Origin of the sequence: Trichocoleus sp. FACHB-591 (assembly GCF_014695845.1) — a bacterium.
Classification (GTDB): domain Bacteria; phylum Cyanobacteriota; class Cyanobacteriia; order FACHB-46; family FACHB-46; genus Trichocoleus.
The window spans coordinates 221,581-235,364 of record NZ_JACJPA010000040.1 but is presented as its reverse complement, the minus strand read 5'-3'; the positions used below and the strand labels follow the sequence as shown (position 1 = coordinate 235,364).

Annotated in this window: 12 protein-coding genes; 7 read left to right on the top strand and 5 right to left on the bottom strand. The window is 49.7% G+C overall.

Annotated features, from left to right (window positions below; genetic code table 11):
- Nucleotides 1-264 precede the first annotated feature (264 nt).
- A complete protein-coding gene (ggt, locus tag H6F90_RS07155) occupies nt 265-2,049 on the top strand; it encodes a gamma-glutamyltransferase (RefSeq protein WP_190551462.1) in 1,785 nt (594 codons plus the stop codon).
- 77 nt (nt 2,050-2,126) lie between these two features.
- On the opposite strand, the gene H6F90_RS07150 is transcribed toward ggt, so the two are convergent.
- Nucleotides 2,127-2,333: a hypothetical protein gene (locus H6F90_RS07150; RefSeq protein WP_190436828.1), complete on the bottom strand. Its 207-nt coding sequence runs from the start codon at nt 2,331-2,333 to the stop codon at nt 2,127-2,129.
- A 574-nt stretch (nt 2,334-2,907) separates the two neighbouring features.
- On the opposite strand from H6F90_RS07150, the gene H6F90_RS07145 reads away from it, so the two are divergent.
- Together H6F90_RS07145 and H6F90_RS07140 are read left to right on the top strand one after the other, a co-directional pair.
- The gene (locus tag H6F90_RS07145; RefSeq protein ID WP_242024376.1) at nt 2,908-3,516 is read left to right on the top strand and encodes a DUF1802 family protein; all 609 of its coding nucleotides are present in this window, start codon (nt 2,908-2,910) and stop codon (nt 3,514-3,516) included.
- A 46-nt stretch (nt 3,517-3,562) separates the two neighbouring features.
- Nucleotides 3,563-3,976 (top strand): hypothetical protein, encoded by a 414-nt coding sequence (locus H6F90_RS07140; RefSeq protein ID WP_190551460.1) that lies wholly within the window; start codon nt 3,563-3,565, stop codon nt 3,974-3,976.
- 140 nt (nt 3,977-4,116) lie between these two features.
- On the opposite strand, the gene H6F90_RS07135 is transcribed toward H6F90_RS07140, so the two are convergent.
- Nucleotides 4,117-4,272, bottom strand: a complete 156-nt coding sequence (locus H6F90_RS07135) for a hypothetical protein (protein WP_190436834.1) — start codon at nt 4,270-4,272, stop codon at nt 4,117-4,119.
- Between the two features lie 200 nt (nt 4,273-4,472).
- Here H6F90_RS07135 and H6F90_RS07130 point away from each other — a divergent pair, with 200 nt between their 5' ends.
- Nucleotides 4,473-6,863, top strand: coding sequence for an ATP-dependent helicase (locus H6F90_RS07130; protein ID WP_190551458.1), 2,391 nt, complete (start codon nt 4,473-4,475; stop codon nt 6,861-6,863).
- Here the strand turns inward: H6F90_RS07130 and H6F90_RS07125 are convergent, their stop codons facing one another.
- The 3 genes from H6F90_RS07125 to btpA all read right to left on the bottom strand — a co-directional run bounded on the left by H6F90_RS07125 (nt 6,864) and on the right by btpA (nt 10,227).
- Nucleotides 6,864-8,102: a choice-of-anchor tandem repeat NxxGxxAF-containing protein gene (locus tag H6F90_RS07125; RefSeq protein WP_190551456.1), complete on the bottom strand. Its 1,239-nt coding sequence runs from the start codon at nt 8,100-8,102 to the stop codon at nt 6,864-6,866.
- A 253-nt stretch (nt 8,103-8,355) separates the two neighbouring features.
- Nucleotides 8,356-9,276, bottom strand: a complete 921-nt coding sequence (locus H6F90_RS07120) for a vitamin K epoxide reductase family protein (protein WP_190436843.1) — start codon at nt 9,274-9,276, stop codon at nt 8,356-8,358.
- 93 nt (nt 9,277-9,369) lie between these two features.
- Entirely contained in the window at nt 9,370-10,227 is an 858-nt protein-coding gene (gene btpA, locus H6F90_RS07115) for a photosystem I biogenesis protein BtpA (protein WP_190551720.1), read from the bottom strand.
- Between the two features lie 277 nt (nt 10,228-10,504).
- Here btpA and H6F90_RS07110 point away from each other — a divergent pair, with 277 nt between their 5' ends.
- The 3 genes from H6F90_RS07110 (at nt 10,505) to H6F90_RS07100 (ending at nt 13,780) form a co-directional block, all read left to right on the top strand.
- Nucleotides 10,505-10,651: a hypothetical protein gene (locus H6F90_RS07110; protein ID WP_190551454.1), complete on the top strand. Its 147-nt coding sequence runs from the start codon at nt 10,505-10,507 to the stop codon at nt 10,649-10,651.
- Nucleotides 10,652-10,656: 5 nt separating this feature from the next.
- Nucleotides 10,657-11,973, top strand: coding sequence for a 30S ribosomal protein S12 methylthiotransferase RimO (gene rimO / locus H6F90_RS07105; RefSeq protein ID WP_190551452.1), 1,317 nt, complete (start codon nt 10,657-10,659; stop codon nt 11,971-11,973).
- A gap of 376 nt (nt 11,974-12,349) precedes the next feature.
- Nucleotides 12,350-13,780, top strand: a complete 1,431-nt coding sequence (locus tag H6F90_RS07100) for a DEAD/DEAH box helicase (protein WP_190436852.1) — start codon at nt 12,350-12,352, stop codon at nt 13,778-13,780.
- The last annotated feature ends 4 nt before the right edge of the window (nt 13,781-13,784 follow it).

Genomic DNA, 13,784 nt, shown 5'->3' with positions numbered 1-13,784 from the left:
TAGATTTGGCCCAGAAGCGGATTGATGGTTGATTAAACTTTGTGCAAACATTCAATCATTCCAGGCTGCCAGCCTTCAACACTCAGTCCTTACCTCAAACCTACTCAAACCTTGGTTGAACCCGCCTAGACTCAGAAGTCTCAGGCTACCCAAGTCTAGTGGTAACTAACACTGTCCTGTAGTATTCCCGAAAAATCACTTTCGGCAATGGTCCCGCTCGCAGAACAGAATCATTGCTGAGATCACTGCTGAGGAGACCCGCTTATGTTTCAACGCTATCAACTCCATCGACCGACTGGTTTAAGCTTGCCATATCCTTACTTGTATCACTGCACACAGCTAGCGATCGCGTTGGTTTCCAGTTGTGCGGTTACCTTAGCAGTGGGGCAGCCTAGCCTGGCCGCTTTTGTCTCACCCCAGCGTAGTCAGCGAGGGATGGTAGTGTCGGCTCATCCCCAGGCAAGCAATGCAGGGCTGACGATGTTACGGCAGGGCGGCAATGCCGTAGATGCAGCCGTCGCTACAGCCTTTGTCCTCTCAGTCGTAGAACCTTTTTCGGCGGGCATCGGTGGGGGTGGCTTCTTGCTATTCCATGCGGGTAAAACGGGTAAAACCACAGCCCTAGACTTTCGCGAGCAAGCACCGCAATTAGCCACTCGCAATATGTTTTTAGATGCGCAAGGACGAGTCCGCCCCCAAACCAGTGTGGATGGACATCTGGCGGTGGCAGTGCCAGGAACGGTGGCGGGACTTTATGAAGTGCATCGCCGCTATGGCCAGTTGCCTTGGGCGCAAGTGGTCAATCCAGCGATTCAATTGGCACAAGGCGGTTTTGAGATAACGCCTCGCTTTGTGGAGTCTGCCGCAGCCCGTAAAGCAGTAATTTTGCGGAATTCAGCAGCACGGCAAGTTTTTACTCGCGATGGTGTTTTCTATGAAGTCGGCGATCGCTTAGTGCAGCGCGACTTAGGCAAGACTTTGCAGGCGATTGCTCAAGATCCCCAAAGCTTTTATCGAGGCTGGATTGCGGCGGCAATCGCCCGTGATATGGCTAAAAATGGCGGCTTAATTACAGCCAAAGATCTCCAGCTTTATCGCCCAACTTGGCGCACTCCGATTTGCGGCCCGTTTCGGCAATACCAAGTTTGCTCTATGCCACCCCCTTCGTCTGGGGGAGTTCACTTATTAGAAATTTTGAATATTGTGGGCGACGCCGACCTCAAGAGTTGGGGTTGGCACAGCCCTGATGCGTTGCATTTGCTGGCCAGCGCCATGCAGATTGCCTATGCCGATCGCGCGGTCTTTTTAGGCGATCCTAAGTTTGTCCAAGTTCCTGTTAAAGCTCTGACCAGTCGAGCTTATGCGGCCACAAGGCGTCAAGAAATTCCACCTCGACAGGCCCGCTCCTCCAAAGTCGTTAAGGCGGTTGATCCAGCGGTTCTAAAACGGTTTATGACAACAGCCGAGTCTGATGATACGACTCACCTGACTGTAGTTGACCCAGCTCGCAATGCGGTCAGCCTCACCTTTACGGTCAACGGCCCGTTTGGAGCTGGAGTCGTTGCACCCGGTACAGGAATTTTGCTCAACAATGAAATGGATGATTTTGCGATCGCCCCTGGCATTCCCAATCTCTATGGGCTAGTGGGGAATGATGCCAATGCAATTGCCCCTGGCAAAATTCCTCTTTCCAGCATGACCCCAACCATCGTGACGGAGCGGGGAAAACTGCGCTTAGCCGTAGGCTCTCCCGGCGGTAGCACGATTATCACCACAGTCCTCCAGATCATTCTGAACGTTCTGGTCTATGACATGAACGCTGGGGCTGCCGTTTCTGCCTCTCGCATCCATCATCAATGGCTCCCCGATGAACTTAGGGTAGAACCTTGGGGACTGGATGCAGCCACGCTGAAGGACTTGCGACAGCGTGGCTATCAGATTCAGGAGCGATCTCCTTGGGGAAATGCCAACTTGATTGTGGTAGCACCCAATGAACAGCTAGAAGGAGCCGCTGATCCCCGTGGAGAAGGAGCAGCCCGAGGCTTATAACCTCAATCATGAAATTGATGGAACCGAGTTTGGTTTTAACTATAAGAGAGCTAGGCGTGGCGCAAAACTGCTGGAGCTTACGCAGCCCGCCGTACCACTTCTAGCTCTAGCATGGCGTCGATCATGGCCCAAGCTTTGCCTAAAGCTTCATTCAATTCAGTAACTCGAATGCCATAACGCACTTTGCCGCGTTGCCACTGCAACCATAAACCTCGATTTTGCTCTGATTGCTTCAAATAAATCGGGATGGTGTGGTAAGTCGTGTAGGGTTTTAAAGGAGCCATTACTAAAACCTCGATGCCAAAAATGGTGATATTTATTCAAAAAATAATTGTGGACTGCACCCAGGTAATCGTAAGAATTTAATGCTATCTATCCGTAGATTCTAGTGGAATGCTGAGGCAGCTCAATCTATCTTTTTAGATAAATTATTAATTCCCTCTAAAGATATATAGAAATGTAGCGATCGCTCTCGGTAGTTATTTTTTGTGGCTGTGGAATACAACTTAAAAGTTAGCTGAAATAGTTTTTAGTTAAATATAAATGCTGACTCTTAAAGCTGTGCAAGTTTCTAGTAAAAATTATCTTTTTTAATAGAAAAACTATCTAATACTGAATTTCGGGGCTGACGGTGTTATGTTTACCAATTCACTTAGTGAAGCGCCTCTCACAACTCACCAACCTGAATCAATCTAAGCCATCATTTAGGGCTGCGATATTCCTACTCAAATCTCAGAGTTGGCTGAAATTGAGGTGAGAGATTAGGATAGAGGCTTCGATCACAGATTGCCGTGAGCAAATTGCAGTGAACAGATTGCAGTGAACAGAGCCTGACCGACTCATTTGGGAGTCAATGCTATGGAAGCTATGGAACTAACAATGACTCACGCGCTAAAAGAGTGGGCTGTCGCTGTCAGTGCCTTGGTGCAGGGGCAAACCATTTTGCTACTGCGAAAGGGGGGCATCAAAGAGCAAGGAGGTACTTTTAGAGTGGCTCATGACTCAGTGGTGCTTTATCCCACCTATGAGCACCAAAAACCTAATTTGCTCAAGCCTGCCTATGCCCCTCAAGTCCAACCCGTAGCCTCTGGATGGCACCCTGAGACTGTGCCAATCAGCGCTTGGGCTCAAATTACCCACATTCTTCAGGTCGTAGAGGCAGCAACTGTCGCTCAACTCATGCCCTACCACATTTGGAATGAGCGGTTTGTCAGCGATCGCTTGAAGTGGAAACCCCGCACCCCGCTCTATCTCTTATTATTGCGGGCCTATCGCCTACCCCAAACTCAAATGATTCCCTATCGTTTAGAGTATGGAGGTTGCCAGTCTTGGATTGATTTAGCTACTCCAATATCACTGGTTGACTCCACTCCAGTGCTCAGTGACGCAGAGTACGCTCGCCAAACTGAGGGGATTCAGGCGATGATCAACGAATCGATTGTGAAGACCACAGCAACTTCTCTATAAAATAGCGCTATCCCACGGACGCATTCCTCAATTAGCAGTCACAACCATGCCTAAGCAAAGAACTCGGTTAGCTCCTCGCACACCTGCTCGTGAAAGACAGCCTTTATCTTTTACCTTAGAAGATATTACGCAAAGAGATTTCTTTGTTGCTTTAGGAATTTGGGTGTTTTTAGAAGTTTTGGGTCTGGTGCTGTTTCCAGCCCTAGGACTTATTCAACCAGGCGATCGCTTGAATGGCTGGATCGCAACTAGTGTGCCAGTCGGAGTCATTGGGGCGTTTTTAGTTGGGGCAAGCTCCCAGTACATCAACGTCACAGTGGATCGCGCAGACAAAACCAATAAGCCTTTGCAGATTTTATTAGGACAAGCTGTGGGTTGGCTGGGTCTAGCTGGCGTGCTCTTCCCATTGCTTGTAGTAGCTGTTGAATTTTTCACTAAGACTCTTGGCAAAGCGGGCTGAAGCTGAGTTGCCGTTCTACCAGCGGAGCTACGTCTATTTCTTTGGGGCTGTGCTTAGCTAGGGCGCTAGCTCGCTGGTCAACTTACGGGTGATATAAATTACCAAGCTCTTTTTTCTCGGCGTTCTTTACTCAAGCTGCATCATCGTTGCGCTGAGAGTTGGATCGATGAAGTTGGTGCTTGTGCTGAAGGAACTGTTCGCTTGAGTTGCGAATGGCCTGAAAGGAAAGCAACCGCAGCAGTAATGGCGATCGCGTGAATTACAACAGCGCTGCGAGAGGAGAAGGAGTCAGACATGACGACAACAGGAAATGAATGCCAATTTTGTTATGACATTCCCTCTGGCTCCTCCGGGTGATCCTACAGGTATTTCTCTGTAATCTCTGTCACAACTAGTCCTGTTCGGTCAAATTGTTCAACCAAATGTCTATGTAGTGGTGCGATGGCGATCGCTCAGTAGCTCTGTTGTTCCAGGATCTGTTGCCCCAAGATCAGTCATGACTTCTCAAATTCCCACCAACTCAGACCCCAACCTGTTCGATTCACTCACGCCCGCTCCTTTACTCAACAAACCTTCGCTGGAATCTCTAGGCGAGTTGCGGACCAGAGCCTTAGAGCAGATCCGAGCGAGTTTGCGGCCTGGACAGCAGCAGATGGCGGATTGGCGAGGTGGCCCTCTGGCAGTCTCAGCAGTTCCGGGTGCAGGAAAATCAACTGGGATGGCAGGGGCAGCAGCGATCGCGATCGCCCGTTACCAGTTGCATAGCAGCCGTCAATTGGTGGTCGTCACCTTTACTCGCTCGGCTGCCGCCAACATCAAGGCCAAAATTCGCCAAGCGCTGCGAACCATGTCTCTGCCTCAGGGTGGCTTTTTGGTACAGACATTGCACGGTCTAGCGCTGAACATTGCCACTCGCCATCCTGAGCTTTCTGGGCTTAACTTAGATCGCCTGACTTTAATCTCTCCTACGCAAAGTCACCGGTTAATTCGGGCTTGTATTGAGCAGTGGATTGCTGATCATCCATCGCTATACCAGCGCTTGTTAGAAGGGCAACATTTCGACGGAGAAGAGACCGAGCGGCTGCGGCGGCAGTCAGTCCTACGAACCGAAGTCTTGCCAGAATTGGCGCAAACGGTCATCCATGAAGCTAAAAGTTCTGGCTTGCTGCCCCAAGATTTGCAGCGCTTAAGCACAGAGATTACATCTGATGAATATTCCGTCTTAGAAGTCGCAGCAGGGCTGTATGAGCGGTATCAAGCTTTGCTGCGATCGCGAGATTTTATCGACTACGACGAAATGATTTTGTCTGCCCTGCAAGTACTAGACAATGACAGTGCTCGTCAGCTTTGGCAAACTCAAACATTCGCTGTGTTTGAAGACGAAGCCCAAGACTCTACGCCGCTTCAAACCAAGCTACTGGAGATTTTATCTACTAATCCCAGCGATGCTGAACAATTACCCAACTTAGTGCGGGTAGGTGATCCCAACCAAGCAATCAACTCCACCTTCACCCCGGCTGACCCCATTTTCTTTCGTGACTTCTGCGAAAATTGCAGCACCCAAGACCGACTCGTGACGATGGATCAAGCGGGTCGCAGCACCCAGATCATTATTGATGCCGCTAATTTTGTCTTGGCCTGGGTGAATCGTACCTATGGAGCTCCGCGATCGCAGACCTCGCTATCTGCCAACAGCACTACCTTACCTTTCCGACCCCAGCACATTCGCCCGGTTGATCCTGAAGACCCGCAACCGGATGCCAACCCAATGGCTACAGGGCGAGGTCTAGAGCTATACAGTCCTCGCGACACTTATCACACCGTGGAGCTGATTGGGCAGCGAGTGATCGAGCTGTTTGCTCAAGATCCCCAAACGCAAGCGGCCATCTTAGTTCGCGAAAACAAACAGGGGCGCTTTATCGCGGAGCGTCTAAGTTATCTCAAGCCAGACTACGGCATTGAAGTTTATGATGTCGGCGATCGCGATCGGCATTCGCGGGTTCCGGGTGAGATCCTAGCGCTGCTGCAATTCATCGATCGCCCTCATTCTCCCGATAACTTAAAAGCAGCACTCACAGTTTTAGTAGAGCGGCAGTTAATCCCCTCGCAGGATTTGAATGCGATCGCCAGCCTACCAGAACAGTTTCTATATCCTGGACCGCTTGATCCCCCGCAAAGCGATCCGGTGCAGAAAGCCCGCCGTTTCTGTACGAGTTTGCTACGAGCCCGCTTGGAATTGCCGCATTATCAATTCATTTCTTTCCTAGCTTTGGCGCTGAACTATGACCAAGCCGAACTGGCCACCGCAGATAAGCTAGCCGAACGCATCGCGCAGCAAACAGTGGGGGACAGCTCCATGACTGCAATGTTGATGCGGCTGAGCGAAATCGTTAGTTCAGAAAAATTTGAACCTGTGGAAACAGAAAACTCAGAAGCTCGTTACACGCGATCGGGTCAACTGACGATTATCACGATGCACAAGGCCAAAGGGTTGGATTGGGATTATGTATTTCTCCCCTTTCTACATGAGCAAACGATCCCTGGCGGGCTAAGGATTTTGCCCCAATCCCAATTTCTTGGCGATTTTACGCTCTCTGAAGTGGCTCGCGCCCAAATTCGCGCTAGCCTACATGGTCAGTTTCCTCTCCCTGATGTTGCGACTGCCTGGGAGCGAGCAGGGCATCTGAAACTAGCTGAAGAGTTTCGGCTACTCTATGTCGCCATGACTCGTGCCAAACGGTTGCTGTGGATGTCTGCGGCCCAAAAGGCACCCTTCACTTGGGGCAAGCCTAACAATTTAGAAGACAAAAAACCCTGCCCCGTGCTACCCGCGCTAAAGCGCCAGTTTCCAGAAGCAGTGGTTTCAATAGCCGTACAGCCAAACTAATTATTTTGTCAGTCGAAGTTTGAGCTTGCTGCCTAAACCAATTGCCCCTAGCAGCAGTAAGCCTATCCCAGAGGTTGGTTCAGGTACGGACTGAGCTGGGTCTTGACCTGGTTTAGTTTCAGGCTTGCTTGGAGTATTTGGTATGTCTGGGTCAGCTCGGTAAATTCCTTCTGTACCGTCCGCTAGTCGGGCATAGAACGTGATTTGCCCAACATTGTTTAATCCTTCGCGCGAGAACCACAGGCTCGTTACTGTGGAACCAAAGAGTGGGTCACCAGGAATATTCTGCCAAGAATTCCCAGCTGCAATGACTTTATCGGCTATGGGATCAGGCCCCGTAAAGATCCCAAGCCCCCCTGCTTTCAAGGGGGCAAAAAAAGCGACTGTACCTGCATTGTTGATCGATGGAGTGCCGAAGCTAAAGGAGGAAAACGCACCATTGCTGTCTGCAACCAAGGTTGAAGTGGTGCCATCACTCTTAAAAATCCCTCCTAGAGTGGTGCCAAAAGCGCCTGCTACGAAAGCAACAGTGCCTGTATCGTTGATCGATGGGTAGCCAACAAATCCAAAGGTTCCGGTCGAGGCGATCGCTCTGCCATCCGTAGTGGTAATCTTGCGCCCTACCTCTGTAGTCACGTAAGCCGCGGTACCAGCATTATTAATCGAGGGAGAATCAGTGCTCTTAAAGAAGCTGTCACCCACTTCAGAAATCACGGTTGTCGTTCTGCCGTCACTAATAACGACATTCGCTTTGCCATAAAAGGAATCGGTGAAGAAAGCAACAGTTCCAGAGTCATTAATTGAAGGTGGCCCAAATTCTAATCCAGTGAACGGAGCAATAGTGGTAGCGGTCTGACCATTACTAGCAAAAATTCCGCCACTGCCTGAGTCTAGAAAGCTAGTGAAGGCTACAGTTCCTTGATTGTTGATAGACAGAAGCGTATCAAAGCTCCTGAAAGCACCGCTTGTATCAGCAATGGTTGTGGTTGTTGCCCCATCTCCAGCAAAAATGCCTGTCTCCCCTACATCTAAACCAGCCCAAAAAGAAACGATGCCGTGATCGTTAATCACTGGAAAGCTACTGAAGGAGCTAAACTGACCACTCGTATCAGCAATTCTGGTGAACGTATAAGCCTGAGCTTCTGCACTAGCTAAAAAACTGACAGTAACTCCCACAACTGCCACTGGAAAGGCGACATCTAACTTCATATCCCTGAATATCCCCATACGCAGCTTCATAAGTTCTCCTGCTCTCTAACCCAGAAAATTTGGGATTTGCGTAGAATTACATTGACGTGGCTGAATTATGGCTGAGGCGGGTAGAAAATGGCTTTTGGCCGAGCAGCTTTTACCAATCCTTCACATCAACTTGCCATTACTTGATGAAAAGTACTTAGATTTACCACTCATAAAAAAATGCGATCGCCCTTAGATTTCTCTAGATTTGCGATCGCACTAAAAACTAATTTTGGCCAAAGTCTAGATCGGAAACTTACTGAAAGTTTTTGGGGCCTTGATAACCTGAGAGTTCAGCTAGCTTTTGTAGAGATTGGGTTCCCCCGAAAAACTGTCCATTCACTTCCCAGGTAGGATAGCCTTCAATCTTCTGAGCTTTGCAGACTTCAGGTTGAGCATTTTGTCCACTCGGATCGCATTCGATGTAATTGATTTGTTTGGCACCTTCACGACCAAACAGTTGCTTCTGGTCATTGCAATGGGGACACCAGTAAGCGCCATACATTTTGGCCCCAACTTGGGTGAGATGCTTTGCTAGCGCGATTTGGGCAGGGTTAGAAGGGGTCGTTACTAGGGCACCAGCTTCTCCAGCGCCAGAACCAGAGGCATTGGTATTCCCAGCCCCATCGATATTGGCATAAACTCCTAGCGTCCCGACTAAGGTCACTAGTCCAACCGCCACACCTGTGAAAAAGATTTGACCCACATCCTCCCAGGTTCGACCCAAGACTGTCAGAACGAGGAAGCTGACTGAGAATAGCGCCGATGCTAGGCAGTAGAGACACAACGCTTTGATTTCAAATGCCAGCAGATACATTAAATAGCCGCTAAACACTGTCATGGCTGTGCCGATCGCTAGCATTAGCGGCCAAGTCCAGTTCTCTAAATTAGAGCGCAGATCTTTATTGGCTGAAGCATTCACCAGTAAAGGCGCGATCGCCAGAATCCCCATGCTGGCGTAGCCCAAAAAGCCAAATAAGGTCAGTGGCAAACCAAATACTGTGGCGTAAGGGCTAGAAAGTACCTGCTCACAACCGCTCGTTGGACAGGCAGCAGACCCTCCCGCCAGTTTGGTAATGGTTAGGTAGCCTGTTCCTAAAGCTCCCACAGCCGCGATCGCGGCAATAATTAACCGAGACCAGCGATGAATCCAAGGAGTAGAACGTCGGCGTCTCATAAAACCCCTATGCAATTAACTGAACTTGATCATTGCCAATTTAGCTTATAGCAACCCATCTAGTGAGTTACCACTCCAATGTTTATCAAAGTCCTATTCCGAATAAGAATGAGCCGTAACTGAAGACATGGACTTGGCTTGCCCTTTCATCGCTAAACTGCGACGCATTGATTCCACAAAGCGGCTCACCCGAATTGGGTCTACTGGCTGTTCAATGCGACCATGCCGTTTTAGCGAGCTGGAGACAATCACCCCATCCGCTGCTTGAATCAAAGTCGGAATATTTTCCCAATCCGCGCCACTACCAATAAATACAGGCGTGCCATTTGCTGCCGCAGTCGCCAGTTCCAAATCTTCTAGGCTAGGAGGACTGCCTGTGGACCAACCAGACAAAATCACCCCATCCGCTAAACCGCGCTCAATGGTTTCTTGCACCGCTGTGGTCAAATTAGGCGATCCCAGGGGTCGGGCGTGCTTCACCAATACATCTGCCAGGATTTTGACATTGCTGCCCAGTTCTCGACGATAGCGTAAGAGTTGATGCGCTTGCCCTTCGATCAGACCTTGATCTGTTGCCATCACCCCAGTCAACACGTTGACGCGAATAAAGTGAGCTTGCACACAAGTCGCGATCGCCATTGCACTCTGAGCATCGTTACGCAAGACATTGATCCCGATGGGCACCGTCACCAGGTGCATCAGCCGTTGCACAATCAAGCTCATGGCACTCACCACCGCCGGATCAACTCGATCTTTGGCGAAGGGAGCATCAAAAAAATTTTCGACGATAATGCCGTCTACGCCACCGGATGCCAAAGCCGTGGCTTCCTGCTCGGCGCGATCGATCACAGCTTTGAGGCTCCCTCCCCAACGCGGCGAGGCTGGTAAAGGCAGCAAATGCACAACACCAATGATGGGATTAGCGGTTTTGAATATGTGATTTAAGTCCACTTGCTTCAAATATCTCGGACTCAGCGGCAAAGGTCAGATAATCAAAATGATAACTTCTTACCGCGCTTCTATTCGCCGCAAAAATTGATTCGCTAGATTACCTTTGACCCCACGCTTCTGTATTACAGACAAACTGTAAGCCTGTCTCAGACTTGCGATCGCTTTTGCAAAATCACTTTAATTAGCTTAGATAAGGCCGAAGTGAGCCTCAACCAGTTGCTAAGCACTAATCGTCATTGAAGCAGCTTAATATGTTGTAACCGTCAAATTGTGCGATATGATGAACATTCGTGCTTATTTAGCGATTGCAGTCAACGGCCTCCATCGGAAAGCAAACCAGCGGGGGTGGAAAGGCGATCGCAACACTCTTAACGACCTGACCTATCCCTGTCTCAACGCTTACTCAATACTTACCGAATTCTGAACTTCATGGGCAATAAGCCAACTATTTCCGTCGCACATTTAGGCTGCGAGAAAAATCGGATTGATACTGAACATATGCTCGGTCTGCTTGTGGAAGCAGGCTATCAAGTTGACACCAACGAAGACTTAGCTGATTACGTCATCGTCAACACTTGCAGTTTTATTCAAGCGGCGCGAGAAGAATCTGTCCGCACCATTGTGGAACTGACTGAAGCCAACAAGAAAGTGGTAATTACAGGCTGTATGGCACAGCATTTCCAGCAAGAACTGTTGGATGAGTTACCCGAAGCAGTCGCTTTAGTGGGTACAGGTGACTACAACAAAATAGTCAACGTGATTCAGCGGGTAGAAACAGGTGAGCGCGTCAAAGAAGTAACGGCAGAGCCGACTTACATTGCTGATGAAACCACGCCTCGTTACCGCACTACTACCGAGGGTGTAGCTTATCTGCGGGTGGCAGAGGGTTGCGATTACCGCTGTGCGTTCTGCATTATTCCGCACCTGAGAGGCAATCAGCGATCGCGCACCATTGAATCGATTGTGGCCGAGGCTGAGCAATTGGCGGCTGAAGGGGTGCAAGAGATTATCTTGATCTCTCAAATCACCACTAACTATGGTTTGGATATCTACGGCGAGCCGAAACTGGATGAACTGCTGCGGGCTTTAGGGAAAGTCAATGTGCCTTGGATTCGCATGCACTATGCCTATCCGACCGGGCTTACCCCCAAAGTTATTACCGCCATTCAAGAAACTGCTAACGTTCTGCCCTATCTAGATTTGCCGTTGCAACATTCTCACCCAGAAATTTTGCGGGCGATGAATCGACCTTGGCAAGGTCGCGTCAACGATAGCATTATTGAGCGACTGAAAACTGCTCTTCCGGATGCGGTTCTACGCACCACCTTTATTGTCGGCTTCCCAGGGGAAACCGATGAGCATTTCGAGCACCTGTTGCAGTTCGTCGAGCGGCATGAATTTGATCACGTCGGTGTGTTTACTTTTTCAGCCGAAGAGGGCACTCCTGCCTATAGCCTGCCAAATCAAGTACCGCAAGCTATAATGGATCAGCGTCGTGATGCGTTGATGGCTCTTCAACAACCCATTTCCTTGAAGAAGAATCAAGCTGAGATCGGGAAAACCGTTAACGTTCTGATTGAGCAAGAAAATCCTGAAACTAGCGAGTTGGTTGGGCGTTCGGCTCGCTTTGCTCCAGAAGTTGACGGTGTTGTCTACGTTCAAGGCGAGGCAGCACTGGGAACCTTAGTTCCAGTTACGATTGCCGACGCTGATGTTTACGATCTTTATGGTTGCGTTGCACCCTAACAAAAATTAAGGTTGGACAATTTTGTCACTTAGGTCGTAAAATTTCTTAATATGACAGCTATTGACCAAGCGCTCATAAGCGCTGGTTAGTTACAAGAACCTTGGCAAGACCAGGTAGAGGGTTCTAGCCGCAAGTCTTTAATGGCAATGTACCTGTTTAGGAGGGTACAGCTTGCAAATTGCCGAAGTGGATAAAACCTTCTAGATCAATACGCTCAGTCTTTGGCAGGGTTCAAACGGCGGACGGCATCCCGTCGAAGCTCGTTGAGGGTGAAGTCGACTCGACTCCCTACGATACGAGAAAACTGCGACCAAGCTTTTCATGCTTGGGGCGGGAGTATGCCATGCGATTCATGACCCTTATTTACTAAACTGCATGACTCTTTCGTTTCAAAGTCTTGGCCTCTCTGAAGCCCGCGTTCAACATCTAGAAAAGATCGGTTTTACCACTCCCAGTGCAATTCAAGCCCAAGCCATTCCTCATCTGTTGGCAGGCCGTGACGTAGTAGGCCAAGCCCAGACGGGTACAGGTAAAACTGCTGCCTTCTCGCTGCCCATCCTAGAGCAGATCGATTTGAATGCTGTAGGGGTGCAGGCCTTGATCCTAACTCCCACTCGTGAGTTGGCTGTTCAAGTCAGCCAAGCCATTCGCACCTTTAATGATGAGCGACGACTGCACATTCTACCGATTTATGGTGGTCAAGCGATCGATCGTCAAATCATGCGCCTCAGACAAGGCGTACAGGTAGTGGTAGGAACTCCGGGACGAGTGTTAGATTTGCTCGACCGTGGCGACCTCAAACTCAATCACCTGCGTTGGTTGGTGTTGGATGAAGCTGATGAAATGCTCAATATGGGCTTCATCGATGACGTGGAAAAAATCCTGACTCAGGTGCCCACAGAGCGTCATACTGCTTTCTTCTCGGCCACCATGCCCCCTTCGATTCGCAAGTTGGTCAACCGATTCTTGCGATCGCCCATCACGGTCACGATTGAGCAGCCCAAAGCCGCTCCTTCTCGGATTAACCAAGTGGCTTATATGGTGCCCCGTGGCTGCACCAAAGCTAGAGCTTTACAACCGATTCTGGAACTAGAAGATCCTGAATCCGCGTTGATCTTTGTGCGGACTCGTCGCGCTGCGGCGGAACTCACTAGCCAACTGCAAGGCGCAGGTCATAGCGTGGATGAATATCACGGTGATCTGAGCCAAAGCCAGCGGGAGCGCCTCCTACATCGCTTCCGGGAGACTCAAGTTCGTTGGGTTGTGGCTACCGACATTGCCGCTCGGGGTATCCACGTCGATGACCTAACTCATGTCATTAACTACGATTTGCCCGATAGCGTTGAAAACTATGTTCACCGGATTGGTCGGACAGGTCGTGCAGGCAAAGAAGGAACTGCAATCTCTCTGATTCAACCCCTGGATCGTCGCAAACTGCGCGATATTGAGCGTCACATCCGCCAATCTCTGGAAATTCGCTCGATCCCCACTCGGGCTATGATTGAAGCACGTCACATTGAGAAGCTGCAAGCGCAATTGCGTGAAGCACTAGCTGGTGAGCGGATGGCTTCCTTCTTGCCTATCGTGGCGCAACTGGGTGAAGAGTACGACTCCCATGCGATCGCTGCTGCTGCCCTGCAAATGATTTACGATCGCAGTCGTCCTACTTGGATGCAATCTGAGGCTTATGAGGATATCGTGACTGACGACAAACCTCGTCTCAACTCTGGCTCCAAGCCCAAGCCAGTCAAGAAAGTTATCAAAACTTCTCCTGCACCTCAAGCCTCTGGCTCGAAAAACGGCTAATCTT